The organism is Streptomyces sp. NPDC047017 (assembly GCF_040644175.1).
GTDB lineage: Bacteria > Actinomycetota > Actinomycetes > Streptomycetales > Streptomycetaceae > Streptomyces.
The window spans coordinates 1-24,463 of record NZ_JBEYVW010000022.1; the positions used below are offsets into that span (position 1 = coordinate 1).

A 24,463-nucleotide genomic window follows, 5' to 3' on the forward strand; every position below is an offset into this window, starting at 1 on the left:
CAGCTCCCCGCGTCCGGCTCTCCGGGGGGTGTGCGCGCCCCCCCCCCCCCCCCCCGCCGCCCCGCCCGCCCCCCGCCGCGGCCACCGCCGGGGGCCTTCCTCATGCGCCGGGACGGGAGGAACGTCCTAGCTCTCGGTCTTGGCCGCGGCCGGGCCGGCGCCCTTGAGCGGCACCTCCTTGACGAACACCGCCGCCACCAGCGCGACGATCGCGACCACGGAGCCCAGCAGGAACGCCGAGTGCGTACCGGAGGACACCGCGTGCTGGTAGGCCTCCCGCGCCACCGCGGGCAGCTTCTCCAGGCTCTTGGCGTCCAGCTGCGCCGACTGCTCGGTCATCTTCGAGCCCGCCGCGCCGGCCCGCTCGGCCATGACGTCCTGGACCCGGTGGTTGAAGAGCGCACCCATGATCGCCACGCCGAAGGACGAGCCGAGCGTACGGAAGAGGGTGGTGGACGAGGAGGCCACGCCCATGTCCTTCATCTGCACGCTGTTCTGCGCGACCAGCATGGTGATCTGCATCAGGCAGCCCATGCCGGCCCCGAGCACGGCCATGTAGAGGCCGGAGGTCAGCCGGGTGGTGCCGGTGTCCATCAGGGACAGCAGGTACAGGCCGACGATCATCAGGACGCTGCCGACGACCGGGAAGACCTTGTAGCGGCCGCTGTTGGTGGTGACCCGGCCCGCGATCATCGACACGACCAGCATCGCGCCGAGCATCGGCAGCAGCAGCAGGCCGGAGTTGGTCGCGGAGGCACCCTGCACCGACTGCTGGTACAGCGGGAGGAAGAGCACCGCGCCGAACATCACGAAACCGGTGATGAAGCCGATCAGCGACATCAGGGTGAAGTTGCGGCTGCGGAAGATGTGCAGCGGCACGATCGGCTCGGCGGCCCTGGTCTGCCAGAACACGAACCCGATCAGCGCGGCCACGCCGATCGCGATCAGCTCCATGATCCGCGCGGAGGTCCAGGCGTACTGCGAGCCGCCCCAGGTCGTGACGAGCACGATGGAGCTGATGCCGAGGGTGAGCAGCGCGGCGCCCAGGTAGTCGACGCGGGCATCGGCGCGCTTCTTCGGCAGGTGCAGGACGATGCTGATCGCGACGAGCGCCACCGCGCCGAGCGGCAGGTTGATGTAGAAGGCCCAGCGCCAGCCCCAGTTGTCGGTGATGGTGCCGCCGACCAGCGGGCCGCCGATCATCGCCAGCGCCATGACACCGGCCATCATGCCCTGGTACTTGCCGCGCTCGCGGGGCGGGATCAGGTCACCGATGATCGCCATCACGCCGACCATCAGGCCGCCGGCGCCCAGGCCCTGCACGGCGCGGAAGCCGATCAGCTGTCCCATGTCCTGGGCCATGCCGCTCAGCGCGGAGCCGACCAGGAAGAGCACGATCGAGGTCATGAAGGCGCCCTTGCGCCCGTACATGTCGCCGAGCTTGCCCCACAGCGGGGTCGCGGCGGCGGTCGCGAGGGTGTACGCGGTCACCACCCAGGACAGGTGTTCCAGACCGCCCAGCTCACCGACGATCGTCGGCATCGCCGTGCCCACGATCATGTTGTCCAGCATCGCGAGCATCATCGCGATCATGAGGGCGAGCAGGACGACCCGCACGCTCCTGGGCTGTTTGCCGGCTGTGCCGGTCTCCGTCTCCGCTATCTCCGCTACCGCCATGATCCCTACTTCCCCCAGCTGCGCCGACCTACTTACTTGCCGACCGGCAAGTGACTACACTCCGGAAGGTAGAGGTTTACTAGCCGGGCGTCAAGTAAGTTTCTGCTGACCGGCCGGCAGGTAAGTTTCCGACATGGCACGAGGAGTACGAGGATGGGCGGCACGATGGACGGCACCAAGCAGCAGCGCCGCGGGAACACGCGCCAGCGCATCCAGGACGTAGCCCTCGAACTCTTCGCCGAGCAGGGCTACGAGAAGACGTCCCTGCGCGAGATCGCGGAGCGGCTGGACGTCACCAAGGCGGCGCTTTACTACCACTTCAAGACCAAGGAAGAGATCATCGTCAGTCTCTTCGAGGATCTGACGCAGCCGATCCAGGACCTGATCGAGTGGGGCCGGGGGCAGCCGCACACCCTGGCGACCAAGCAGGAGATCATCCGCCGCTACAGCGACGCCCTCGACGGCGCCTCGCCGCTGTTCCGCTTCATGCAGGAGAACCAGGCGACGGTGCGCGAGCTGCGGATCGGCGACAGTTTCAAGGACCGGATGGCCGGCCTGCGGGACATCATCATCGACCCGGAGGCGAGCCTGACCGATCAGGTGCGCTGTGTCAGCGCGCTCTTCACGCTGCACGCCGGGATGTTCCTCATGCAGGACATCGAGGCCGGCCCCGAGGAGCGGCGCAAGGCCGTCCTGGAGGTCTCCATCGACCTGGTGACCCAGGCCCACCGCGGCGCGCACGGCTCCTGAGCCGGTCCGGAACACGGCTCCTGCGCCGGGTCCGGAACGGCTCCCGGCAGCACACCGCCGCCCGCTGGCATGCAGCGGGCGGCGATGAGGAGGCGTTCAGCCGGACCGGCCGGCCGTCAGGCCGTGGCTCAGACCTTCACGCCGTGGGCGCGCAGGAAGACGACCGGGTTGACGGCGGAGCCGTAGTTCGCGGTGGTGCGGATCTCGAAGTGCAGGTGCGGGCCGGTGGTGTTGCCGGTGTTGCCGGACTTGGCTATGTGCTGACCGGTGGCGACGACCTGGCCGACCTTCACGTCGATCCGGGACAGGTGGGCGTACTGGGAGTACAGCCCGTTGGCGTGCTTGACGACGATGGCGTTGCCGTAGGCGGGGCCGTCGCCGCCGCCGTTGGGGCCGGCCTTGACGACGGTGCCGCCGTGGGCCGCGGAGACGTCGGTGCCGATCGGCACGGCGAAGTCCTGACCGCTGTGCTTGTGCATCCAGTGGCTGCCGCCCTGGTCGAAGCTGGCGGTGAGGGTGTAGTGCTTCACCGGGTCGACCCAGGCGGCCGCCGACTTGGCGACGGTGGCGGTGGGGGCCGCCATCTCGGCGGCCGACGCGGCGCCCGCCCCCAGCGCGACGGAGACTCCCAGGCCGGCGGCCAGGACGGCGGCGCGGGTACGGAGCTTGGTCGCACGGGAAGAACGGACGGTGGCGCGCTGGAACATCGAAACCTCTGGGGGTGGGGGACATGTGAACCACCCGGACGTTTCTGCCTTCGCCGGGCGGGCTCCACCTTGGTAACCCGGCCGGACAGCGGCCCTCAAACACCCCCACTACGACGCAAACTAGTAACCAGGGGCAGTGATGCAGGTCTCTTGACACCTCACCCATATGGGACAAAAGCCCTGTAAAACCACTATCCCCTCCCATTGCGTGGGGTGAAATGCCCGATTTAAGGAGACCTGTCCCCCACTAGGTGCCGTAGTACCGGCCACGCCGCCTGTGCCCCATGTCACCGGCCGACCCCCCTGGACCCCCCTTTCCTGTGACCGGGCTCATGTGGTGCCCGTCTCAGCAGGGTTACCAGCAAGTAATCATCCGGTTCCCCTGCCGCCACCCTGACGCACGAGCATGCCCACAACAACCCGTAGCGTTACGGACGCGAGAGGACCCCCTCATGAGCACTGGCACCCGGGCACGCCGCACCGGCCTGACCGCACTCGCCACGGTCGCCGTCACCGCGCTGGCCGTCCCCGCGGGCGCCCACGCCGCCACGGACGCCCCGGCCCCCGCCCGGGTCCAGGCCCCGGCGAGCGCCCCCGCCCGGGCCGCCACCGCCGCCGCGTCCGGAAAGGTCGACCACGCCACCTGGCAGCGGGACTGCCAGGGCGTGATGGACCAGGCGCTGCCCTACATCGAGGAGCGGATCGCGGCCGGCGCCCCGGGCGAGAAGCGGGCCATCGTGTTCGACGTGGACAACACCACCCTGGAGACCGACTTCGGCTTCCACTGGCCGCAGCCGGCCAACCGGCCCGTGCTGGAGGTCGCCCGGTACGCCCAGGAGCACGGCGTCTCGCTGTTCTTCGTCACCGCCCGCCCCGGGATCATCGCGGCGCCCACCGCCTACAACCTGGAGCACGACGGCTACGAGGTGGACGGCCTCTACGTCCGCGGCCTGCTCGACCTGTTCAAGAACGTCGCCGACTACAAGACCGCCCAGCGCGCCGGCATCGAGGCGAAGGGCTACACGATCATCGCCAACATCGGCAACAGCGCCACCGACCTGTCCGGCGGCCACGCCGAGAAGACCTTCAAACTGCCCGACTACGACGGCCAGTTGTCCTGACCTGCGGATAGGCTCCCGCTGTTCGTGCAATCACGGGGGGTGCGGCGGATGGAGCCCACGGTAATCGGCGGCAAACTCGCGTCCAGCCTGGTCGCGCCGCTGGTCAGGAAGCTGTTCGTGGCGGACGGCCCGGGCGCCGGGCTGGTGGACCGGCCGGTGCGGATGAAGGACCTCGTGTCCTTCCGCGGCGAGAAGCGGGTGCTGGGCGCCAAGGAGGTGCGCGGGCTCGCCGGGCAGCTGGTGCGGGAGGCGGTGGACTCGCCGGGCGAGCCGCCCTTCCCGGCCGCCGAGCAGGAGGCCGTCGCCGGCGCCCTGGCCGGCCGCCTGCTCGCCCTCGGCGACCTCGACATGGACGACGTGCAGGCCGTCCGGCTGGGCCATCGCGAGCTGGCCAGGCGGCTCGGCCGGCACGCGCCGGCCGCCGGCCACGGGCTGTCCGGCGACGCGTGCCACTTCCTGGAGACCGCCACCGAGTGGGCCTGCCTCCAGGTGCTGGAGTTCTTCACCCGCCGCTCCACCTTCGTGGCCCGCACCCTGGTGGAGCAGACCCGGACGCAGTCCGAGCTGATCGCCCGGGTCGACGAGCTGATCACCCGCGTCCCGCGCCCCGACGCCCGCGACACCGCCTTCGAGCGCCGCTACCTGCCCTACCTCGCCCGGCAGCACGACCACCTCACCATCTACGGCATCGACCTGCGCGACTCCCCCGACCGCTGGCCGCTGGAAGTGGCGTACCTGAGCCTGGAGGCGACCGGTGCGCCGGACGGCACGGCCGAGCCGGCGCCGGACCAGCATCCCGGCGCACCGGCCCGGCTGCCCGCCGAGGAGGCCCTGCTCGCCGACTCCCGGGTCCTGCTGCGCGGCGACGCCGGCTCCGGCAAGACGACCCTGGTGCAGTGGCTGGCGGTCACGGCGGCCCGCGACGGCGACCGCGTCCCGTACGTGCTGCCCCTGCGCACCCTGGTCCGCACCGGGCCGCTGCCCGCGCCCGCCGACTTCCTCAAGGCGGTGGGCTGCCCGCTGAGCCCGCCGGAGGGCTGGGCCGACCGCGTCCTGGCGGCGGGCCGCGGCCTGGTCCTGGTGGACGGCCTGGACGAGATCCCGGCCGCCGAGCGGCACCGCACCCGCGACTGGCTGTGCGCCCTGCTGCGGGCCTACCCCGGCAACCGCTGGCTCGTCACCTCCCGCCCCACGGCCGTACGCGCCGACTGGCTGGCCCAGGAGGACTTCCGGGAGCTGTCCCTGGCCCCGATGCGCCCCTCGGAGGCCACCACGTTCGTCCGCCGCTGGCACCAGGCGGCGCGCGCACCCGAGTACGAGGGCCCGCTCCTGGAGGCCCTGCGGACCAAGCGCGACCTGGCCCGGCTGGCCACCAACCCGCTGCTGTGCGGCCTGATCTGCGCGCTGCACCGCGAGCGCCGCGGCTACCTGCCCACCGGCCGCAAGGAGCTGTACGACGCCGCCCTCGCGATGCTGCTGACCCGCCGGGACCGCGAACGCGGCACGACCGACGTGGACGACGTGGAGATCGGCGAGGAGGCGGCGCTGGAACTGCTGCAGCGGCTCGCCTACGCGCTGGTGCTGAGCGGCCGTACCGAGATGGACACCGAGACCGCCGAGGGCATCGTGGAGCGCTGCCTGCCCTCGGTCGCCCTGCCCGCCGGACCCGGCGCCGCGGCGGCGGTCCTGCACACCCTGCTGCTGCGCAGCGGCCTGCTGCGCCGGCCGGCCGAGGGCACCGTGGACTTCGTGCACCGCACCTTCCAGGACTACCTGGGGGCGCGGTACGCCGTGGAGGAGGGCCACCTCGACGTGCTGACCAGCCACGCCGAGGACGCCCAGTGGGAGGACGTCATCCGCATGGCGGTGGCCCACGCCCGCCCCCGCGAGCGCGCCTGGGTGCTGCGGCGGCTGCTGGCCCGGGACACCCCCCGGCTCACCCTGCTGGCACTGGCCTGCCTGGAGCACGCCGCGGCCCTGGAGCCGGGCGTACGGGCGGAGGTGGAGGCACGGGCCGCCGCGCTGATCCCGCCCCGGACGGCCCAGGACGCGCGGGCCCTGGTGGAGGCCGGACCGCTGGTGCTGGAGCTGCTGCCGGGACCGGAGGGGCTGAGCGACGCCGAGGCGCTGGGGGTCACGGTCACCGCGTCGGTGCTCGGCTCGGAGGAGCCCGCGGGCGCCCTCGGCGTGCTCCGCCGCTTCCGCTCCCACCCCTGCCTGGACGTCCGCCGCCAGCTCGTGGGCACCTGGGGCCGCTTCGGCACCGAGGAGTACGCGGCGGAGGTCCTCGACCATCTCGACCGCACCGGCCTCCGGATCAGCTGCGAGTCGGCGGAGCAGCGGGCGGCCCTGGCGGGGATGCGGCCCTGGACGAGCGTGACCTTCCGGGGCGCGCACCCGGCCGAGGAGATGGTGTCGGCCGTCCGCGAGCGCGCGGCCGTCACCTACCTGGACCTGTGCGACAACCCGCTGATCGGTGATGTGGGCGCGCTGCTGCCGTTCGGCTCGCTCGGCACCCTGTGGATCAAGGGCTGTCTCGCGGCCCACGGCCTGGACCGGCTCGCCCCGCTCTCCCTCGACAATCTCGGCTGCGGCCGGATCGCCGACCTGGCCGGCCTGGCGGCGCTGGACTCCCTGCGGCGGATCACCCTGGACCAGGAGCTGCCGGGTGACGCCCTCACCGACACGCTGCCGCTCCGTGCCCCGCTGGAGACCCTCTTCCTGGGCCGCGGCACCACGGCCCGGACGGGACTGCGCGGCCTCGGTCACTGGTCCGGACTCATCGACCTCGGCCTGGGAGAGCTGTCGACCGCCCCGACCGCCGACGACTGGCGCTCCGTGGCCGGGCTGCCCGCACTGGCCACACTGCACCTGAACGCGAGCCTCGTCGCGCGCTTCCCCGAGAGCATCGAGGCCATGCCGCCCCTGCCGGGCGTCGTCCAGCTGAGCATCCTCGCCCTGCGGGGCACCGAGGACCTGTCCGCCCTGGCCGCGCGCCTGCCCGCACTGCGCGAGGTCATCCTGCGGACCTACCCCGGCAGCCGCTTCCCGGCCGACCGGTACGCCGGGGCCTTCCCCGGCGTACCGGTGACGCTGGCCGAGCGCTGAAGAAGGGGCCGGTGCTCGAAAGCACCGGCCCCTTCCAGGCTCCGCCGTACCCCCGGAGGGCTACGCGTCCTTGCTCAGGTTCGGACCGGCTCCGCCGGCCGCCTGCTCGATCGGCGGGACGTCGGGCAGCGCCGACTTCTCCTCACCCCGGAAGGTGAAGGTCTTCTCGTCGCCCTCGCCCTCGGTGTCCACGACCACGATGTGACCGGGGCGCAGCTCGCCGAAGAGGATCTTCTCCGACAGCGAGTCCTCGACCTCGCGCTGGATGGTGCGCCGCAGCGGACGCGCGCCCAGCACCGGGTCGTAGCCCTTCTTGGACAGCAGCTCCTTGGCGGACTGGGACAGCTCGATGCCCATGTCCCGGTCCTTGAGGCGCTCGTCCACCTTGCCGATCATCAGGTCGACGATCCGCAGGATGTCCTCCTGCGTGAGCTGCGGGAAGACGACCACGTCGTCGACGCGGTTGAGGAACTCGGGCCGGAAGTGCTGCTTCAGCTCGTCCTGGACCTTGTTCTTCATGCGCTCGTAGTTGGTCTTGGTGTCACCCGAGGCCGCGAAGCCCAGGTTGAAGCCCTTGGAGATGTCCCGGGTGCCGAGGTTGGTCGTCATGATGATGACCGTGTTCTTGAAGTCCACGACCCGGCCCTGGGAGTCGGTCAGGCGACCGTCCTCCAGGATCTGCAGCAGCGAGTTGAAGATGTCCGGGTGCGCCTTCTCGACCTCGTCGAACAGGACGACCGAGAACGGCTTGCGGCGGACCTTCTCCGTCAGCTGGCCGCCCTCCTCGTAGCCCACGTAGCCGGGGGGCGAACCGAAGAGACGCGAGACCGTGTGCTTCTCGCTGAACTCCGACATGTCGAGGGAGATCAGCGCGTCCTCGTCACCGAACAGGAACTCGGCGAGCGCCTTGGACAGCTCGGTCTTACCGACACCGGAGGGGCCGGCGAAGATGAACGAGCCACCGGGACGCTTCGGGTCCTTCAGGCCGGCCCGCGTACGGCGGATCGCCTTGGACAGCGCCTTGACGGCGTCGACCTGGCCGATGACCCGCTTGTGCAGCTCGTCCTCCATGCGGAGCAGACGGCTGGACTCCTCCTCGGTCAGCTTGAAGACCGGGATGCCGGTGGCCGTGGCGAGGACCTCGGCGATCAGCTCGCCGTCGACCTCCGCGACGACGTCCATGTCGCCGGCCTTCCACTCCTTCTCCCGCTTGGCCTTGGCGGCCAGGAGCTGCTTCTCCTTGTCGCGCAGGGAGGCGGCCTTCTCGAAGTCCTGCGAGTCGATCGCGGACTCCTTGTCCCGGCGGACACCGGCGATCTTCTCGTCGAACTCGCGCAGGTCCGGCGGCGCGGTCATCCGGCGGATGCGCATCCGCGATCCGGCCTCGTCGATCAGGTCGATCGCCTTGTCCGGCAGGAAGCGGTCCGAGATGTACCGGTCGGCCAGGGTGGCGGCCTGGACCAGGGCCTCGTCGGTGATCGAGACGCGGTGGTGCGCCTCGTACCGGTCGCGCAGGCCCTTGAGGATCTCGATGGTGTGCGGCAGGGACGGCTCGGCGACCTGGATGGGCTGGAAGCGGCGCTCCAGGGCCGCGTCCTTCTCCAGGTGCTTGCGGTACTCGTCCAGGGTGGTGGCACCGATGGTCTGCAGCTCACCGCGGGCCAGCATCGGCTTGAGGATGCTGGCGGCGTCGATGGCGCCCTCGGCGGCACCCGCGCCGACCAGCGTGTGCAGCTCGTCGATGAACAGGATGATGTCACCGCGGGTGCGGATCTCCTTGAGCACCTTCTTCAGGCGCTCCTCGAAGTCACCGCGGTAGCGGGAGCCGGCGACCAGGGCACCGAGGTCCAGGGTGTAGAGGTGCTTGTCCTTGAGGGTCTCGGGCACCTCGCCCTTGACGATGGCCTGGGCGAGGCCCTCGACGACGGCGGTCTTGCCGACGCCGGGCTCACCGATCAGCACCGGGTTGTTCTTGGTACGGCGGGACAGCACCTGCATGACCCGCTCGATCTCCTTCTCGCGCCCGATGACCGGGTCGAGCTTGGACTCACGAGCGGCCTGGGTGAGGTTCCGGCCGAACTGGTCCAGGACGAGGGAGGTCGAGGGGGTGCCCTCGGCGGGGCCGCCGGCGGTGGCGGTCTCCTTGCCCTGGTAACCGGAGAGCAGCTGGATGACCTGCTGCCGCACCCGGTTGAGGTCTGCGCCCAGCTTGACCAGGACCTGGGCGGCGACACCCTCGCCCTCACGGATCAGGCCGAGCAGGATGTGCTCCGTGCCGATGTAGTTGTGACCCAGCTGAAGGGCCTCGCGGAGCGACAGCTCCAGGACCTTCTTGGCACGGGGGGTGAAGGGAATGTGGCCGGACGGGGCCTGCTGGCCCTGACCGATGATCTCCTCCACCTGCTGGCGGACCGCCTCAAGCGAAATGCCGAGGCTCTCCAGGGCCTTAGCGGCGACACCTTCGCCCTCGTGGATGAGACCCAGGAGGATGTGCTCGGTGCCGATGTAGTTGTGGTTGAGCATCCGGGCTTCTTCCTGAGCCAGGACGACAACCCGCCGCGCGCGGTCGGTGAACCTCTCGAACATCGTTAATCGCTCCTCAGAGCGGTCAGGCAGTGGGGGGAACTTCCCCTCCCTGTCCTTCCGCAGCTTAGTCCCGCAAGCGGGGACCGCTCATTCCAACTGCCGACACCGTCGATGGCCTCCTGACCCCGAACGCCGACATCTGCTCCAACCCGATGGTGCGAGACGATGTTCCCGCAGGCCAGGCAGATACCCCAGTCGCCAGTACGCCGATGGCGAACGTGAGACTCCTTTGCCCGGGTGCGGCCTGCGTGTCGCCCCCTCCCACTAGGCATGTCTTACCCGCACCGACTGACACTCCATGCGGCGCGCACCGGTTCCCTCCGCTATGGGCGAACAACCTTGCGCCCCTTCCCACCTCCGCGCGCCCCCTTGTTCGACACGGGGCGCGTGCACACAGCCACCCAGCGTAACCTCCGGGGCCTCCCGGTGGTTGCACCCGGCATGGCCGGCCGTCCCTCCCCGCTCACCGTTCCCGTCCCCGTCCCGCTCCCCCGCCGGCCGCCGGGTCCCGGCGGCGACGGCCGGGTGCGGCGCTGGTACGAGCGGGAGCTGGGCTGGGCGACGGCCCCCGGCAACCCGGTGCGGCTGGTCGTGGGCCACCGTTTCGACGTCCTGGACGTGCCGCTGGAGGCGGGGCGCGCGGCGCTGCGCCGCCTGGGGCCGCCGCTGTCCCCGGTGGCCGTGCGGGCGGACCGGATGCAGCTCCTGGTGGCCGCGGGCGGCGCGGAGGAGCTGCCGGGGCTGCTGCGCTGGCTGGAGTGGGGCGCGCTGGACCTGGATCTGGTGGGGCTGGGGGAGGGCGCGCTGATGGACGCGCCGGCGCCGCCCGGCGCCGGGCCGTGGCCGCGCCCGCCGGGTCAGGGCACTCCGCAGGGGGCCGCCGTGTGGCTGCGGCCCCCTGAGCCCGGGTGCGAGACCGGGACCTCGCTGCCGGCCCTGTCCGCGCTGTCCGCCGGGCCGGCCGTGGGGGGCGGCGAGGGCGCCCCCGATCTCGTACGCCTGGTGAGCACGCTGGCCACGCAGTGCCACCGGGTCCGGCTGCGGCGCGCGTGCGGCCGGCCACCGGAGTCGTCCTAGGCGGCCGGAGTCGGTCCTGGGCCGCCGGGCTTTTTGATTTCGACGGTCCGGACCTGCCGACCGGAGGGCCGACCCTGCGGCCGGACGGCGGCCGGCCCGGTCCCGCGACCGGACGGCCGTGCGCGGACGCCCGGCCCTCGGCCGCGGCCCGTCGGGCCGCTCATCGGCTCGTGTCAGCCGTTGGCCTTCTCGTACGCCTCGCGGATGGTCGCGGGAACGCGGCCGCGGTCGTTGACCTCGTAACCGTTCTCCTTCGCCCAGGCCCGGATCTGCGCCGTGTCCTGGCTGCCGCCGGCCGCGGCGGCACGCGTCTTCCCGCGACCGCCGGAAGCGCGGCCCCCGGTACGGCGGCCACTCTTCACATACGGGTCGAGAAGGCCACGGAGCTTGTCCGCATTGGCGGTGGTGAGATCGATCTCGTAGGTCTTGCCGTCCAGTGCGAACGTCACCGTCTCGTCCGCCTCGCCGCCGTCGAGGTCGTCGACAAGAAGGACCTGAACCTTCTGTGCCACCGGATTTCCTTTCATCGATAACGTGAGGGCCGGGGCTCGTCGGTGTCCGCCGTTTCGCCGTCCCCTGTTATATGCAGTGCTGCAGTACGTCGGAAAGCAAACCGCTTTTGCGGGAAAAACACAAACCCCTGGGAGAGACCGGACCATCATCCCGGACCGGAAACATGTGCGTTTCGGACATAGGGAACGCGGGCATGACCGGCCCGGCGGAATACGGCTTCCCCGCTCCGGCACCGACCGCCCGCGGCGGTCACAGATGCAGAAGCATCCGACTGTTGCCCAAGGTGTTCGGTTTCACTCGTTCGAGACCGAGGAACTCCGCTACGCCCTCGTCATAGGAACGCAGCAGCTCCGCGTAGACATCACGGTCGACCGGCGTCTCCCCGATCTCGACGAAGCCGTGCTTCCCGAAGAAGTCGACTTCGAAGGTCAGGCAGAAAACGCGGCGAACACCGAGCCGGCGCGCGGTCTGCAGCAACTTCTCCAGCAACTGATGGCCCACGCCGGCGCCCTTGAGGCCCGGCTTGACGGCGAGAGTGCGCACTTCCGCCAGGTCTTCCCACATCACGTGCAGTGCGCCGCAGCCGACGACCTCGGCGTTGTCGTCCCGTTCCGCGATCCAGAACTCCTGGATGTCCTCGTAAAGCGTCACGGTCGCTTTGTCGAGCAGGATGCGGCCGCGGGCGTAGTCGTCCAGCAGCCGGCGCACGGCCGGGACATCGTCGGTCCTGGCCCGCCGGACGGTGATGGCTTTTGCGGAGACTTCGGGTTGCTCTGCGGACATGAGCGGACGCTATCGCCCGTCGCCGCCCCGCACCGAGCCGGGGTTCCGGTCACCGGTTTCGGCGGCATCGGGGGTATCCGGGACTTCGCCGCGGACTTCGGGAGCCGCTTCCGGCGGGACTTCGGCCGGCGGTTCCGGCGGGACTTCGGCCGTGGCCGTGGTGCCTTCGACGATCCGTACGGCGTCCCGCAGGGCGCGCCGCTGTTCCTCGCTCATCATGCCGAAGAAGGCGACGAGAGCGGCGGCGGCGTTGTCACTCTGGGACCAGGCGTCGTTCATCAGCGCGGCGGCGTAGGCGGCCCGGGTGGAGACCGCCTCATATCGATAGGCCCGGCCTTCCGCTTCGCGGCGTACCCAGCCCTTCTGATGGAGATTGTCCAAAACGGTCATCACCGTGGTGTACGCGATGGACCGCTCCTGCTGGAGGTCTTCCAGGACTTCCCGAACGGTCACCGGGCGGTTCCACTTCCACACCCGCGTCATGACCGCGTCTTCGAGTTCTCCCAAGGGGCGAGGCACACTTCAGACCATAGTGGGAGATGACGGTAATGGCGTGCGGGACGTGCGCTTCTCCCGCGAACGATGACAGAAAGGGCGTACGGCCGGCGGTTCGGGCGGGGCCCGGGTCAAGGTCCGGGTCCGGGTCCACCGACTGCGGGCCGTACGCCCTGTCAGGCGTCGGGCGAGGCGGCGCCCGCGGCGGGGCCGGCGCCCTGCGTGCGGGCCAGGGCGGCGTCGACCGCCGCGTCCTCCTTGGCCTTGGCGGCCCCGCCCTGGGTCTTCACGATCACCCTGACCAGACCGATGAAGAACGCGGCCATGACGATCGGCGGAACGAGTGCGGAGACGTAGTCCATGGCTCCAGAGTAGCCACGGCCCCGGGACAAACAGGGGCGGGGTGGCCCGGACCGCTACACCACGGCGAGTCGCGCGGTGAGCCGCTGCTGCGGGGCGCCGGGCGGCGGGGCCGGCTTGCGGCGCGGGAAGACCTCGCCCGGGGTGGGGACGGGACGGCGGGCGGGCTTGGGGGTGCTGGGCGCGGGCTGGGCGGGCGCCGGGCGCTCCCCCGGCTTCGGCGCGGGCCGCTTCGCGGGCTCCTTGCCGCGCTCCGCGCCCTCGGCCGCCGCCCGGGCGGCCGGCACCACACCGCCGCTGAGCGCCCGTACGGGGCTCAGGGGGGTGCGGGAGGCCGGTACGGCGGCGATGGCGGCGGAGGTGGTGGAGGTGCCGGAAGTGCCGGAGGTGCCCTCTCCCGCCCCGCAGCGGCGCAGGAGGGCCGCCGCGGCCGGGTTGCCGCGCAGGGCGCGCAGGGCGGCCAGGTCGTCGGTCACGGGCTGGTAGCCGGCGCCGAGGGCCTCCGCCAGCAGGGTGAGGTAGCCGGCGGCCGTACCGGGCAGCGCGTCGCGGTAGCGGGCGAGGTCGGCCACCAGGAACGCGCGCAGCCGGGCGCCCTCGCGCATCGCCTCGTCGAGCGACTGGGCGAGCCGGAGGCAGTCCTGCGCGTCCTCGGCGCTGGCGGGACGCAGATGGAGGGCGACGGCGAGGGCGCGGCGGAGCACACGCAGCTCCTCCGCGCCGAACGCCATGCCGCCGCGGGTTCCGTATGGCGTGGGCATAGCCCGACCATACGCGCTAATCAGACAAATTCGACATAAGGCGCGGGTGTGGCGCGGGGGTGGCCGGTGGCCGGTGATCCTGCGGCGGCCCTGCCGCGGGCGGGAGGGCCGCCGGTGGTCACAGGCGGGACATGTTGCGTTCGTAGACCAGGCGGAGGCCGATCAGGGTCAGCCAGGGCTCGTGCTCGTCGATGGCGGAGGACTCGCCGAGCACCATGGGGGCCAGGCCGCCGGTGGCGATCACGGTGACGTCGTCCGGGTCGTCGGCCAGCTCGCGGGCCATGCGGCCGACGACCCCGTCGACCTGGCCGGCGAACCCGTAGACGATGCCCGCCTGCATCGCCTCGACGGTGTTCTTGCCGATCACGCTGCGCGGCCGGGCCACCTCGATCTTGCGCAGCTGGGCGCCCTTGACGCCGAGGGCCTCCACGGAGATCTCGATGCCGGGGGCGATGACGCCGCCGATGTACTCCCCGCGCGCGGAGACCGCGTCGAACGTCGTCGCGGTGCCGAAGTCCACGACGACGGCCGGACCGCCGTACAGCTCGACGGCCGCGACCGCGTTGATGATGCGGTCGGCGCCGACCTCCTTGGGGTTGTCGGTCAGGATCGGCACGCCCGTCTTGACGCCGGGCTCCACGAGCACGGCCGGTACGTCGCCGTAGTAGCGGCGGGTCACCTCGCGCAGCTCGTGCAGCACCGACGGCACGGTCGCGCAGATCGCGATGCCGTCGATGCCGTCGCCCAGCTCGTCGCCGAGCAGCGGGTGCATGCCCATCAGGCCCTGCAGCAGCACGGCCAGTTCGTCGGCGGTGCGCCGGGCGTCGGTGGAGATGCGCCAGTGCTCGACGATCTCGTCCCCGTCGAACAGGCCCAGGACCGTGTGGGTGTTGCCTACGTCGATGGTCAGGAGCATGGCCGGGTCTACTCCGCCTCGCGCAGGTCCAGGCCGATGTCCAGGATCGGCGAGGAGTGGGTCAGGGCGCCCACGGCCAGGAAGTCGACGCCGGTGTCGGCGTAGACCCGGGCGTTGTCCACGGTGAGCCGGCCGGACGCCTCCAGCAGGGCACGGCCCTCGACGATCGCCACGGCCTCCTCGCACTCGCCGGGCGTGAAGTTGTCCAGCAGGATCAGGTCGGCGCCCGCGTCGACGACCTCGCGCAGCTGGTGCAGGGTGTCGACCTCGACCTCGATCGCCAGGTCGGGGAAGGCCTCCCGGACCGCCTTGAAGGCCGGTCCCACACCGCCGGCGGCGACCACGTGGTTGTCCTTGACCAGGGCCGCGTCCGACAGCGACATGCGGTGGTTGACGCCGCCGCCGGCCCGGACGGCGAACTTCTCCAGGGACCGCAGTCCCGGTGTCGTCTTGCGCGTGTCGCGCACCTGGGCCGCGGTGCCCTCCAGGGCGTCCGCCCACGCGCGCGTGGCGGTGGCGATGCCGGACAGGCGGCACAGCAGGTTCAGCGCGCTGCGCTCGGCGGTCAGCAGGTCACGCGTGCGAGTGGTGACCGACAGCAGCTTCTGCCCGGCCGCCACCCGCACGCCGTCCTCGACGTGCCGCTCGACCTCGAACTCGTCCGTGCAGACGACCGAGAGGACCGCTTCGGCGACGCGCAGACCGGCCACCACGCCCGCCTCGCGCGCGGTGAAGTCACCGGTGGCCACGGCCTCCTCGGGGATGGTGGCGACCGTGGTCACGTCCACGCCGCCCGCCAGGTCCTCCTGGAGGGCGACGTTGGCGATGTCCTCGATCTCCACGGGGTCGAGGCCGGCGTCGGCCAGCAGCTGGGCGAGCGCGGGGTCGAGGCCGCACTCCAGGTACTCCTCGTCCGGGTCCGCGCCGCAGGCACAGCCGTCGCCGCAGCCGCCGTTCGGGGCGAGGGGAAGGTCGTCGGTGCTCACTGGTGTCACTGCTCCTGGGGACGGCGGGGCGCTGGGGCCTCGGGACGGGTCGGGGGGAAGTCTGCGGTGTCCGTGGTGTGCACGGCCGGGGTACCCGTGGGATCCAGCCGTACGACGAGGTGGCGGCGCCAGCGGGTGTCGTCGCGCTCGGCGTGGTCCTCGCGCCAGTGGCAGCCGCGGGTCTCCTCGCGCAGCCGGGCGGCGGCGACCAGGGCGTGGGCGACGCACAGGAGGTTGGTGGCCTCCCAGGTGTCGACGCCGGGCTCGGCGGTCTTGCCGTTCTCGTCGAGGGCGCCGCGCGCCTCGGCGCGCAGCCGCCCGAGCCGGTCGGCGGCCGTGGCGAGGGACTCGGCGGAGCGCAGCACGCCCGCGCCCTCGGTCATGATCCGCTGGATCGCGAACCGGGTCTCGGGGGCGAGCAGCGGGTGCGCGGGCTGCCCGGGCTGCGGTACGGGCTGCGCCGCGCGCGCGTGCAGGCCGTTCCCGGCGTGCTCCCGGGCGATGTCGGCGGCGATCCGCTCGGCGTAGACCAGGCCCTCCAGGAGGGAGTTGGAGGCCAGCCGGTTGGCGCCGTGCACACCCGTGCAGGCGACCTCTCCGCACGCGTACAGGCCGGGCACGGTGGTCCGGCCGCGGGAGTCGGTGCGTACGCCCCCGGAGGCGTAGTGGGCGGCCGGGGCGACCGGGATCGGCTCGGTGACCGGGTCGATGCCGTGGGCGCGGCAGGCGGCGAGGATCGTCGGGAAGCGGTGCTCCCACATGGCGGCGCCGAAGTGCCGGGCGTCGAGGAACATGTGCTCGGCGTCCTGCTCCTGCATCCGGCGCGTGATGCCCTTGGCGACGATGTCCCGGGGCGCCAGCTCGGCCAGTTCGTGCTGCCCCACCATGAAGCGCGTGCCGCCGGCGTCGACCAGGTGGGCGCCCTCGCCGCGCACCGCCTCGGAGACCAGCGGCTGCTGGCCCTCGGCGTCCGCGCCGAGGAAGAGCACGGTCGGGTGGAACTGCACGAACTCCAGGTCGGAGACGTCCGCGCCGGCCCGCAGGGCGAGCGCCACACCGTCGCCGGTGGACACGGCCGGGTTGGTGGTCGCGGAGAAGACCTGGCCCATGCCGCCGGTGGCGAGGACCACGGCGGGCGCGTGCACCGCGCCCACGCCGTCGTGCTGGCCCTCGCCCATGACGTGCAGGGTCACGCCCGCGGCGCGGCCCTCGGCGTCGGTGAGCAGGTCCAGGACGAGCGCGTTCTCCACGGTGCGCAGCCCGCGCGCGCGGACGGCCGCCACCAGCGCGCGGGAGACCTCCGCGCCGGTCGCGTCCCCGCCCGCGTGCGCGATGCGGCGGCGGTGGTGGCCGCCCTCGCGGGTGAGCTGGATGCCGCCCTCGTCGTCGGTGTCGAAGTGCGCGCCGGTGGAGATCAGCCGCCGTACGGCGTCGGGGCCCTCGGTGACGAGGAGCCGTACGGCCTCCTCGTCGCACAGGCTGGCGCCGGCCACCAGGGTGTCGTCCAGGTGCTGTCCGGGGGTGTCGCCCTCGCCGAGGGCCGCGGCGATGCCGCCCTGGGCCCAGCGGGTGGAGCCGTCGTCCAGGCGGGCCTTGGTGACGACGACCGTGTCCAGGCCGGCCGCCTCGCAGCGCAGGGCGGCGGTGAGCCCGGCGACGCCGGAGCCGACCACGACGACGTCCGCGGTGAGGGACCACCCGGGCGCGGGTGCGTGCAGTCGTATGCCTGTGCTGGTGCCTGTGCTGGTCACGAAGCGGCTCCAAGGGGTGCGGTGGACCCGGGGGTGGCGAAGGTGAGGGGCAGGTTGTCGATCAGCCGGGTCGCCCCGACCCGGGCGGCGACGGCGAGGACGGCCTCGCCGGTGAAGTCGTCCCCGATCTCGGTGAAGTCGGACGGGTCGACCAGGGCCAGGTAGTCGAGTTCCAGCGGCGGGTCGAGGCGGGCGGCCTCGTCCAGGACCAGCCGGGCGGTCGCACGGACGGCGGCGGCCGCGCCCGGGGCCGCCTTGGCGACGGCGGCGGCGTCGGCGGCGGCCCGGGACTCGCCCAGGGCGCTCAGGGCGTCGGCACGCGCACGCGTGGAGGGCACCTCGCGGGCCCGCGCGCGCAGCGCCTCCTGGGCCGCGTGCCGGTCCCGGCCCGCGAACAGGGCCTGGGACAGGGCGAGGGCGGTGCGCCGCTCCTTCGGGGCGAGGTAGCGGTTGCGGCTGGACAGGGCCAGGCCGTCGTCCTCGCGCACGGTCGGCACGCCGGCGATCTCGACACCGAAGTTCAGGTCGCGCACCATGCGCCGGATCAGGGCGAGCTGCTGGGCGTCCTTCTGGCCGAAGAACGCGGTGTCGGGGCGGGTGAGGTGGAGCAGCTTGGCGACGACGGTGAGCATGCCGTCGAAGTGGCCGGGGCGCACGGCGCCCTCCAGGCGTCCGCCCATGGGCCCGGCGGTGACGCGGACCTGCGGCTCGCCGCCCGGGTAGACCTCGTCCACGGAGGGCGCGAAGACCACGTCCGCGCCCGCCTGCTCGGCGACCTTGAGGTCGGCGTCCAGGGTGCGCGGGTAGCGGTCCAGGTCCTCGCCCGCGCCGAACTGCAACGGGTTGACGAAGACGGTGACGATCACGAACCCCTCGGGTCCGACGTGCTCCCGCGCGGCGCGCACCAGGGTGGCGTGGCCCTCGTGCAGGGCGCCCATGGTCATGACGACGGCGGTGCGCCCCGGCACGGCGGAGCGCTCGCGCACGCGCCGGAGGTCCTCGACGGCGGGGACCAGCTCGAAGGTGCGGCGGGGGCTCATCGGTCTTCCCTGTTCTCGGGGTGCTCGGGGTGCTCGGGGTGCTCGGGGTGCTCGGGGGCGTCCGGGGCGGCGGGGCTGCCGGAGCCCTTGGGCGGGTTCGTACCGCCGGGCCCGCCGGGGCCGCCGGTGCCGCCCGGGCTGTCGGTGCCGCCCGTGCCGCCGGTGCCACCGTCACCGTCGGACCCGTCCACGCCGTCGGCGAGCACTCCGAGCAGGTCCTCGGCCAGTTCGGGCTTGAGCAGCCCGTGGGCGAGGGCGCGGTCGGCGGTGGCGCGGGCCATCGCGAGGTAGCCGGCGACGGTCTGCGGGGCGTGCCGGCGCAGCTCGGCGATGTGGGCGGCGACCGTGCCGGCGTCCCCGCGCGCGACGGGGCCGGTGAGGGCGGCGTCGCCGGAGCGCAGGGCGTTGTCCAGGGCGGCGCCGAGCAGCGGGCCGAGCATCCGGTCGGGCGCCCCGACACCGGCCTCGCGCAGCAGCTCCATGGACTGGGCGACCAGGGTGACCAGGTGGTTGGCGCCCAGGGCGAGGGCCGCGTGGTACAGCGGGCGCCGTTCCTCGGCGATCCACTCGGGCTCGCCGCCCATCTCGATGACCAGCGCCTCGGCGGCCATCCGCAGCTCCTCGGGAGCCGTGACGCCGAAGGAGCAGCCGGCCAGCCGCTGCACGTCCACGGGGGTGCCGGTGAAGGTCATCGCCGGGTGCAGGGCCAGCGGCAGCGCACCCGCGCGCAGGGCGGCGTCCAGCACCTTCGCGCCGTACCGCCCGGAGGTGTGCACGAGCAGTTGTCCGGGCCGCACGGCGCCGGTCTCGGCGAGGCCCGCGACGAGTCCGGGCAGGGTGTCGTCGGGGACGGTCAGCAGGACCAGATCGGCGCGCTGGAGCACCTCGGCGGGCGGCATCAGGGGCACGCCGGGCAGCAACAGCTCGGCGCGCCGCCGGGAGGCGTCGGAGACTCCGGAGGCGGCCACCGGCCGGTGCCCGGCGAGCTTCAGGGAGGCGGCCAGCGCGGGGCCCACCCGGCCGGCGCCGACGACGCCCACGGTGAGCCGCGCGGGACGGTCCCTGGGGTCTGGTTGTTGGCTTGTACTCACGCGACGGTGGCCTTCCGTTCCAGTCCGCTCCGGGTACCGGACGATTTCTCGTCATGTTAACGCTATCGGTCCGCGAGAGGGGCGGTCGTCCACAGGCTGTGGGCTTGCGCACGTGCCCGCGGACGTCGCGGAATGCGGGTGCCCGCCGGCGCCGGCGCGCGGGATGATCCCCGGCATGAGCGATACGGCGGGACAGGCGGAACAGGTGGAACAGACGCGGCACCCCGACCACGTGGAACGGCCGGATCAGGACGTACGGCAGGACACGCGGAAAGACATACGGAAAGACATACGGCAGGACGGGGCGGCCGCGGCGGAGGAGCCGGGCGCGCGCCTGCGTGAACGGCGCATACGCGCACACCGGAGCGCGCGGCGGGTGCTCGCGCGCCTTGAGTACCTGGGCACGCTCCGGGAGCGGCTGGCCGTGTTGGACCGGGCGCGGGAGGTGTACGACCTCGACGAGGCGGCGGACCTGTACGGCGACGGGATCGTCACGGCCCTGGAGGAGAAGGTCGCCGGCCTGCTCGGCAAGGAGGCCGCCGCGTTCTTCCCGACCGGCACGATGGCCCAGCAGATCGCGCTGCGCTGCTGGGCACGGCGCACCGGCGACCCGGCCGTGGCCCTGCACGCCCTGTCCCACCCCGAGGTGCACGAGCGGCACGCCCTCAGCCAGGTCAGCGGCCTGCGCCCGGTACGGGTGACCAGTGAGCCCCGGCAGCCGACCGCCGAGGAGGTGCGCGACCTGGACGAGCCCTTCGGCACGCTGATGCTCGAACTGCCGCTGCGCGACGCCGGTTTCGTCCTGCCCTCCTGGGAGGAGCTGACACGGGTCGTCGAGGCGGCGCGCGAGCGTGACGCCGTGGTGCACTTCGACGGCGCGCGCCTGTGGGAGTCCACCGAGCACTTCGGCCGCCCGCTGCCCGAGATCGCGGACCTGGCCGACAGCGTGTACGTCTCGCTCTACAAGTCCCTCGACGGCTACGGCGGCGCCGTGCTCGCCGGGCCGCGGGAGCTGGTGGAGGAGGCCAGGACCTGGCGGCACCGGTACGGCGGGCTGCAGTTCCAGCAGTTCCCCACGGTGCTGTCGGCGCTCGCCGGCCTCGACCGGGAGCTGCCCCGCCTGCCGGAGTACGCACGGCACGCGCGCGTGGTGGCCGCCGCGCTGCGTGAGGGGTTCGCGGCGGCCGGCGTGCCCTGGGCGCGCGTGCACCCCGAGGTGCCGCACACCCACGAGTTCCAGGTCTGGCTGCCCCACGACGGGGACGCGCTCTCCGAGGCGGCGGTGCGCCAGGCGGAGGCCACCGGGACCCTGCTGTTCGGCCGCCCCTGGGACCGGGGCGGCCCCGGGCTGGCCTTCACCGAGGTCACCGTGCGCGCCGCCGGCCTGGAGTGGACGGCGGACGACGTCAAGGTGGCGGTCGCGGACTTCGCCGCACAGCTGGCGGCGGTCAGCGGCAGCCGGAACAGCTAGCGCCTGTCGTAGGGCCTGTCGCAGCCGCCCGATGGGAACGCCGGTCCAGGGGCCGCTCCGGGTGCCGGTCCATGTGCCGGTCCCGGGGCCGCTCCGGGTGCCGGTCCATGTGCCGGTCCCGGCTCCGGCTCGAAGCCACGCGCGGCCACCGGCTCAGGGCCGCGCGCAGCCACCGGCCCGCGATCACCGCGCGGAAGCGCCGGTGGTCGCGCAGCTCGCGCGCGACCTGCCAGTCGTTCAGGCCCGGCGCGGGCGGGGCCGGCTCGCCGTGCTGCCGGGCACGGTGGGTGTCCAGGAGGAACTGCTGGGTGATGCTCATGGTCGTATCGCCTTCACGGGACGGGATGGAACGGGCTCCGCGGCTGCCCCGGTCGTCCCAGGCTGCGCCGGAGGGCCGGGCGAAGTCCCGCCGATTGACGACGGCTGTCAATCGGCGGCCGCGTTGTCAGTGGCGGCGTGCACCATGGGGCCATGAGCGTGCGCATCGACATCACGGGGCTGCGGCCGGAACAGGCCGCCGTCGTGCCCTCTCCGCTGGCGGAGCTGGGCATGGCGCTGCACGCGCTGTCCGAGCCCGGACACCACCCGGGCCTCCAGGGCTGGGCCACGGGCGTGACCGCCCGGCTCGACCCGCATCTGGCCGACCGGATGTGCGAGGCGGACTTCCTGTGGCGCACGACGTTCTCCGACCTCTTCCTGCCGTACGCCGGCCTCCCCGGCGGCGGGCTGCCGGGCCAGACGCTCGCCGAGGAACTGGACCTGCTGGACAAGCTGTCCGACGAGCAGTTCGTGGACGCGGCCCTGGAGTTCACCTGCGCTCTGCCCTACGCGGAGCCGGGCGCCGGTCCGCTCGGTGACGAGCGGCTGCGCCGCCGCGCCCTGGAGCTGGCCGCCGCGCGCGGGCCGCAGCAGGTGCGGTTCAGCGAGCGGCTGCTGGCCGACCCGCCCCGGATCAGGGCCTGGCTGCGGCAGTTCCTCCAGGACTGCGACGCGGCGTTCTTCGCGGAGACGTGGTCCCGGCTGCGCCACCAGCTCGCCGCGGACGCCCGGCACAAGACGGAGCTGCTGCGCCGCCGCGGCCTGGCCGAGGCGCTGGCCGCGGTGTCCCCGGCGGTCGCGCTGGACGAGGCGGCCGGGCGGATCACGGTCGACAAGCTCGGTGAGGGCCGCACGGCCACGGCGGACCACGGCCTGCTGCTCGTCCCGACGAGCCTGGGCTGGCCCCACCTCATGGTGCTGCACCGCCACGCCTGGCAGCCGGTGCTGCACTACCCGGTGGGCTCACCTGAGCTGTCCGCCCCGCCCTCGGTGGAGCAGCTGACCCTGCGCATGTCGGCGCTGTCCCACCCGGTGCGGATGCGGCTGTGCCGCAGCCTGGCCCGCAGCGCCTTCACCACCGGCGAGCTGACCCAGGCGCACGGCATGACCGCCCCGGAGATATCCCGGCACCTGAGCGTGCTCAAGAAGGCGGGCCTGGTCACCACGCGCCGCCGCGGCCGGTACGTCTACCACCAGCTCGACGTGGCGATGGTGGCCCGCCTGGGCAGCGACTTCCTGGAGGGCATCCTCCGTTAGGGCACCGGACGGTCCTCGACAGGGGCGGCCCGGTCGAAGGCGGACGGCGGCCCGGTCGAAGGCCGGCGACGGCTCACCCGTACAGGAGGGACGACGGCTCACACGTACAGGGGAGGGAGGGGGGCTCACACGTACAGGGGAGGGACGACGGCTCAGTCGAACCGGATGTGCCGGATGCCGACCCCCGCCTGCCGGAGCCGGGTCCGCAGCGGGCCCCCGGTGCGCGGCCGCAGCGTCAGTCCGGCCAGGACGGCGATCCGGTCCGCCGTCTTCGGCACGGTCGAGTGGTCCGTCCACAGGTGCTCGGCGAACTCCGGCTCGCGCAGCCGCGACAGGCAGTGGTCGAGCTGCCGCTCGGCCCAGCTCTCCCGGCCCGGACCGGCGGCTTTCCCTCCGACGGACTTCCCCCCGACGGCCTTCCCGCCGGCGCGCTTCATCAGGTGCATGGCCCTGCGTTCCCGCAGCCGCCCGATCACGGTCTCCCGCTCGGCGAGCAGGGTGAAGTGGCGTACGTCGTGGCCGAGTTCGCGCAGCCGACCCACCGTCTCCGCGAAGTGACCGGAGTCGGTGACGGTCATGGGGGCGATCACCACGCCCTCGTGCCGGGTCAGCGCCAGATCGAGCACTTCGACCACACCCTGCCGCCAGGACACCAGCTCCTGGAAGTCGCCCCGCAGTCCGGGCGGCAGCATGCGGCGCAGCCCGAACCCGGCGTGCTCGGGATCGCAGATGACGCTGCCCGGCAGCCGGCGCTGGATCTCGTGTGCGGTCTGTGTCTTGCCGCCCCCGAAAGGGCCGTTGATCCACAGGAGCATGCGCAGACCCTACCGGCGGCCGGCTGCCCGAGAGGCGGGGGGGGCGGCCGGGTGCCCGAGAGGCCGGGCGGCCGGGCGCTCAGCCGAGGCCGGGCGGCCGGGCGCTCAGCCGAGGCCGGGCGGCCGGGCGCTCAGCCGAGGCCGCCCGCCCGGACGAGGCCCGTCTCGTAGGCGAGGACCACGACCTGTACGCGGTCGCGCAGGCCGAGCTTGGTCAGGATGCGGCCCACGTGCGTCTTCACGGTCGCCTCGGAGAGCACCAGCCGGGCGGCGATCTCGCCGTTGGACAGGCCCTGCGCGACCAGGATCATGACCTCGCGCTCGCGCTCGGTGAGCCGCTGCAACTCCTTGTGCTGCGGCTCACCACCGCCGGTGGGCAGCATCGGCGCGAAACGGTCGAGCAGGCGGCGCGTGGTGGACGGCGCGACCACGGCGTCACCGCTGTGCACGGCGCGGATCGCGGCGAGCAGGTCACCGGGCGGCACGTCCTTGAGCATGAAGCCGGAGGCGCCCGCCTTCAGCCCGGAGAAGGCGTACTCGTCGAGGTCGAAGGTGGTCAGGATGAGCACCTTGGGCGGGTCGGGCTCCGAGCAGATGCGGCGGGTGGTCTCCACCCCGTCCAGCTTGGGCATGCGGACGTCCATCAGCACCACGTCCACCGCGGTGGCCCGCAGCACCTGGAGGGCCTCGACGCCGTCGCCCGCCTCGGCGACGACCTCCATGTCCGGCTGGGCGGCGAGCACCATCCGGAATCCGGTGCGCAGCAGCACCTGATCGTCGACGAGCATCACGCGGATCGTCATCGGGGTCCTCTTCTTCCGTCTCGGGGCAGGGCAGCGGGCCGGTGCAGGACAGCGGGCCGGTGCTGGGCAGCGGGCCT

General features: G+C 72.9%; 21 protein-coding genes. 6 read left to right on the plus strand and 15 right to left on the minus strand.

The window, feature by feature from the left end; translation table 11 throughout:
* Positions 1-126: 126 nt before the first annotated feature.
* Positions 127-1,677, minus strand: coding sequence for an MDR family MFS transporter (locus tag ABZ858_RS30380; RefSeq protein WP_361385671.1), 1,551 nt, complete (start codon positions 1,675-1,677; stop codon positions 127-129).
* A 153-nt stretch (positions 1,678-1,830) separates the two neighbouring features.
* Here ABZ858_RS30380 and ABZ858_RS30385 point away from each other — a divergent pair, with 153 nt between their 5' ends.
* A complete protein-coding gene (locus ABZ858_RS30385) occupies positions 1,831-2,427 on the plus strand; it encodes a TetR/AcrR family transcriptional regulator (protein WP_361385674.1) in 597 nt (198 codons plus the stop codon).
* 128 nt (positions 2,428-2,555) lie between these two features.
* On the opposite strand, the gene ABZ858_RS30390 is transcribed toward ABZ858_RS30385, so the two are convergent.
* On the minus strand, positions 2,556-3,134 hold the full coding sequence (locus ABZ858_RS30390; protein ID WP_361385677.1) for a M23 family metallopeptidase: 579 nt from the start codon (positions 3,132-3,134) through the stop codon (positions 2,556-2,558).
* Positions 3,135-3,586: 452 nt separating this feature from the next.
* Here ABZ858_RS30390 and ABZ858_RS30395 point away from each other — a divergent pair, with 452 nt between their 5' ends.
* Together ABZ858_RS30395 and ABZ858_RS30400 are read left to right on the plus strand one after the other, a co-directional pair.
* Entirely contained in the window at positions 3,587-4,255 is a 669-nt protein-coding gene (locus tag ABZ858_RS30395; protein WP_361385680.1) for an HAD family acid phosphatase, read from the plus strand.
* Positions 4,256-4,303: 48 nt separating this feature from the next.
* The gene (locus ABZ858_RS30400) at positions 4,304-7,363 is read left to right on the plus strand and encodes an NACHT domain-containing protein (RefSeq protein ID WP_361385683.1); all 3,060 of its coding nucleotides are present in this window, start codon (positions 4,304-4,306) and stop codon (positions 7,361-7,363) included.
* 60 nt (positions 7,364-7,423) lie between these two features.
* Here the strand turns inward: ABZ858_RS30400 and ABZ858_RS30405 are convergent, their stop codons facing one another.
* Positions 7,424-9,949 (minus strand): ATP-dependent Clp protease ATP-binding subunit, encoded by a 2,526-nt coding sequence (locus ABZ858_RS30405; RefSeq protein ID WP_361385687.1) that lies wholly within the window; start codon positions 9,947-9,949, stop codon positions 7,424-7,426.
* A 441-nt stretch (positions 9,950-10,390) separates the two neighbouring features.
* On the opposite strand from ABZ858_RS30405, the gene ABZ858_RS30410 reads away from it, so the two are divergent.
* Positions 10,391-11,026, plus strand: coding sequence for an SCO3374 family protein (locus tag ABZ858_RS30410; protein WP_361385691.1), 636 nt, complete (start codon positions 10,391-10,393; stop codon positions 11,024-11,026).
* A 173-nt stretch (positions 11,027-11,199) separates the two neighbouring features.
* Here ABZ858_RS30410 and ABZ858_RS30415 read toward each other — a convergent pair whose 3' ends face one another.
* The 10 genes from ABZ858_RS30415 to ABZ858_RS30460 all read right to left on the minus strand — a co-directional run bounded on the left by ABZ858_RS30415 (position 11,200) and on the right by ABZ858_RS30460 (position 19,722).
* The gene (locus tag ABZ858_RS30415) at positions 11,200-11,538 is read right to left on the minus strand and encodes an Lsr2 family protein (RefSeq protein ID WP_361385694.1); all 339 of its coding nucleotides are present in this window, start codon (positions 11,536-11,538) and stop codon (positions 11,200-11,202) included.
* A 250-nt stretch (positions 11,539-11,788) separates the two neighbouring features.
* Complete coding sequence (locus tag ABZ858_RS30420) at positions 11,789-12,322, minus strand: amino-acid N-acetyltransferase (protein ID WP_361385697.1); 534 nt, start codon at positions 12,320-12,322, stop codon at positions 11,789-11,791.
* 9 nt (positions 12,323-12,331) lie between these two features.
* Positions 12,332-12,841, minus strand: a complete 510-nt coding sequence (locus ABZ858_RS30425; RefSeq protein ID WP_361385700.1) for a BlaI/MecI/CopY family transcriptional regulator — start codon at positions 12,839-12,841, stop codon at positions 12,332-12,334.
* Positions 12,842-12,993: 152 nt separating this feature from the next.
* Entirely contained in the window at positions 12,994-13,179 is a 186-nt protein-coding gene (locus ABZ858_RS30430; protein WP_361385703.1) for a hypothetical protein, read from the minus strand.
* Between the two features lie 54 nt (positions 13,180-13,233).
* Positions 13,234-13,938, minus strand: coding sequence for a hypothetical protein (locus ABZ858_RS30435; RefSeq protein WP_361385706.1), 705 nt, complete (start codon positions 13,936-13,938; stop codon positions 13,234-13,236).
* Positions 13,939-14,056: 118 nt separating this feature from the next.
* Complete coding sequence (locus ABZ858_RS30440) at positions 14,057-14,854, minus strand: type III pantothenate kinase (protein WP_361385709.1); 798 nt, start codon at positions 14,852-14,854, stop codon at positions 14,057-14,059.
* 8 nt (positions 14,855-14,862) lie between these two features.
* Complete coding sequence (nadC, locus tag ABZ858_RS30445) at positions 14,863-15,840, minus strand: carboxylating nicotinate-nucleotide diphosphorylase (RefSeq protein ID WP_361385712.1); 978 nt, start codon at positions 15,838-15,840, stop codon at positions 14,863-14,865.
* A gap of 5 nt (positions 15,841-15,845) precedes the next feature.
* A complete protein-coding gene (locus ABZ858_RS30450) occupies positions 15,846-17,591 on the minus strand; it encodes an L-aspartate oxidase (RefSeq protein ID WP_361385715.1) in 1,746 nt (581 codons plus the stop codon).
* Positions 17,588-18,631, minus strand: coding sequence for a pantoate--beta-alanine ligase (gene panC, locus ABZ858_RS30455; RefSeq protein ID WP_361385718.1), 1,044 nt, complete (start codon positions 18,629-18,631; stop codon positions 17,588-17,590). Before panC ends, ABZ858_RS30450 begins: the two co-directional genes overlap by 4 nt.
* Positions 18,628-19,722 (minus strand): DUF2520 domain-containing protein, encoded by a 1,095-nt coding sequence (locus ABZ858_RS30460; protein ID WP_361385721.1) that lies wholly within the window; start codon positions 19,720-19,722, stop codon positions 18,628-18,630. The genes panC and ABZ858_RS30460 overlap by 4 nt, the downstream gene beginning before the upstream one ends.
* Positions 19,723-19,897: 175 nt before the next feature.
* Between ABZ858_RS30460 and ABZ858_RS30465 the strand changes: the two genes are divergently transcribed.
* Complete coding sequence (locus ABZ858_RS30465; RefSeq protein ID WP_361385724.1) at positions 19,898-21,193, plus strand: beta-eliminating lyase-related protein; 1,296 nt, start codon at positions 19,898-19,900, stop codon at positions 21,191-21,193.
* 471 nt (positions 21,194-21,664) lie between these two features.
* A complete protein-coding gene (locus tag ABZ858_RS30470; RefSeq protein ID WP_361385727.1) occupies positions 21,665-22,768 on the plus strand; it encodes a DUF5937 family protein in 1,104 nt (367 codons plus the stop codon).
* Positions 22,769-22,920: 152 nt separating this feature from the next.
* On the opposite strand, the gene ABZ858_RS30475 is transcribed toward ABZ858_RS30470, so the two are convergent.
* Complete coding sequence (locus tag ABZ858_RS30475; protein ID WP_361385730.1) at positions 22,921-23,583, minus strand: AAA family ATPase; 663 nt, start codon at positions 23,581-23,583, stop codon at positions 22,921-22,923.
* A gap of 131 nt (positions 23,584-23,714) precedes the next feature.
* Entirely contained in the window at positions 23,715-24,386 is a 672-nt protein-coding gene (locus tag ABZ858_RS30480; RefSeq protein ID WP_361385733.1) for a response regulator transcription factor, read from the minus strand.
* Positions 24,387-24,463: the final 77 nt, after the last annotated feature.

Coding starts and splice junctions, on each gene's coding strand:
- ABZ858_RS30395 (WP_361385680.1), top strand. CDS start 3,587: ATGAGCACTGGCACCCGGGCACGCCGCACCGGCCTGACCGCACTCGCC.
- ABZ858_RS30405 (WP_361385687.1), bottom strand. CDS start 9,949: ATGTTCGAGAGGTTCACCGACCGCGCGCGGCGGGTTGTCGTCCTGGCT.
- panC (WP_361385718.1), bottom strand. CDS start 18,631: ATGAGCCCCCGCCGCACCTTCGAGCTGGTCCCCGCCGTCGAGGACCTC.
- ABZ858_RS30465 (WP_361385724.1), top strand. CDS start 19,898: ATGAGCGATACGGCGGGACAGGCGGAACAGGTGGAACAGACGCGGCAC.
- ABZ858_RS30440 (WP_361385709.1), bottom strand. CDS start 14,854: ATGCTCCTGACCATCGACGTAGGCAACACCCACACGGTCCTGGGCCTG.
- ABZ858_RS30385 (WP_361385674.1), top strand. CDS start 1,831: ATGGGCGGCACGATGGACGGCACCAAGCAGCAGCGCCGCGGGAACACG.
- ABZ858_RS30390 (WP_361385677.1), bottom strand. CDS start 3,134: ATGTTCCAGCGCGCCACCGTCCGTTCTTCCCGTGCGACCAAGCTCCGT.
- ABZ858_RS30470 (WP_361385727.1), top strand. CDS start 21,665: ATGAGCGTGCGCATCGACATCACGGGGCTGCGGCCGGAACAGGCCGCC.
- ABZ858_RS30400 (WP_361385683.1), top strand. CDS start 4,304: ATGGAGCCCACGGTAATCGGCGGCAAACTCGCGTCCAGCCTGGTCGCG.
- ABZ858_RS30435 (WP_361385706.1), bottom strand. CDS start 13,938: ATGCCCACGCCATACGGAACCCGCGGCGGCATGGCGTTCGGCGCGGAG.
- ABZ858_RS30410 (WP_361385691.1), top strand. CDS start 10,391: ATGGCCGGCCGTCCCTCCCCGCTCACCGTTCCCGTCCCCGTCCCGCTC.
- ABZ858_RS30480 (WP_361385733.1), bottom strand. CDS start 24,386: ATGACGATCCGCGTGATGCTCGTCGACGATCAGGTGCTGCTGCGCACC.
- ABZ858_RS30475 (WP_361385730.1), bottom strand. CDS start 23,583: ATGCTCCTGTGGATCAACGGCCCTTTCGGGGGCGGCAAGACACAGACC.
- ABZ858_RS30380 (WP_361385671.1), bottom strand. CDS start 1,677: ATGGCGGTAGCGGAGATAGCGGAGACGGAGACCGGCACAGCCGGCAAA.
- ABZ858_RS30420 (WP_361385697.1), bottom strand. CDS start 12,322: ATGTCCGCAGAGCAACCCGAAGTCTCCGCAAAAGCCATCACCGTCCGG.
- ABZ858_RS30430 (WP_361385703.1), bottom strand. CDS start 13,179: ATGGACTACGTCTCCGCACTCGTTCCGCCGATCGTCATGGCCGCGTTC.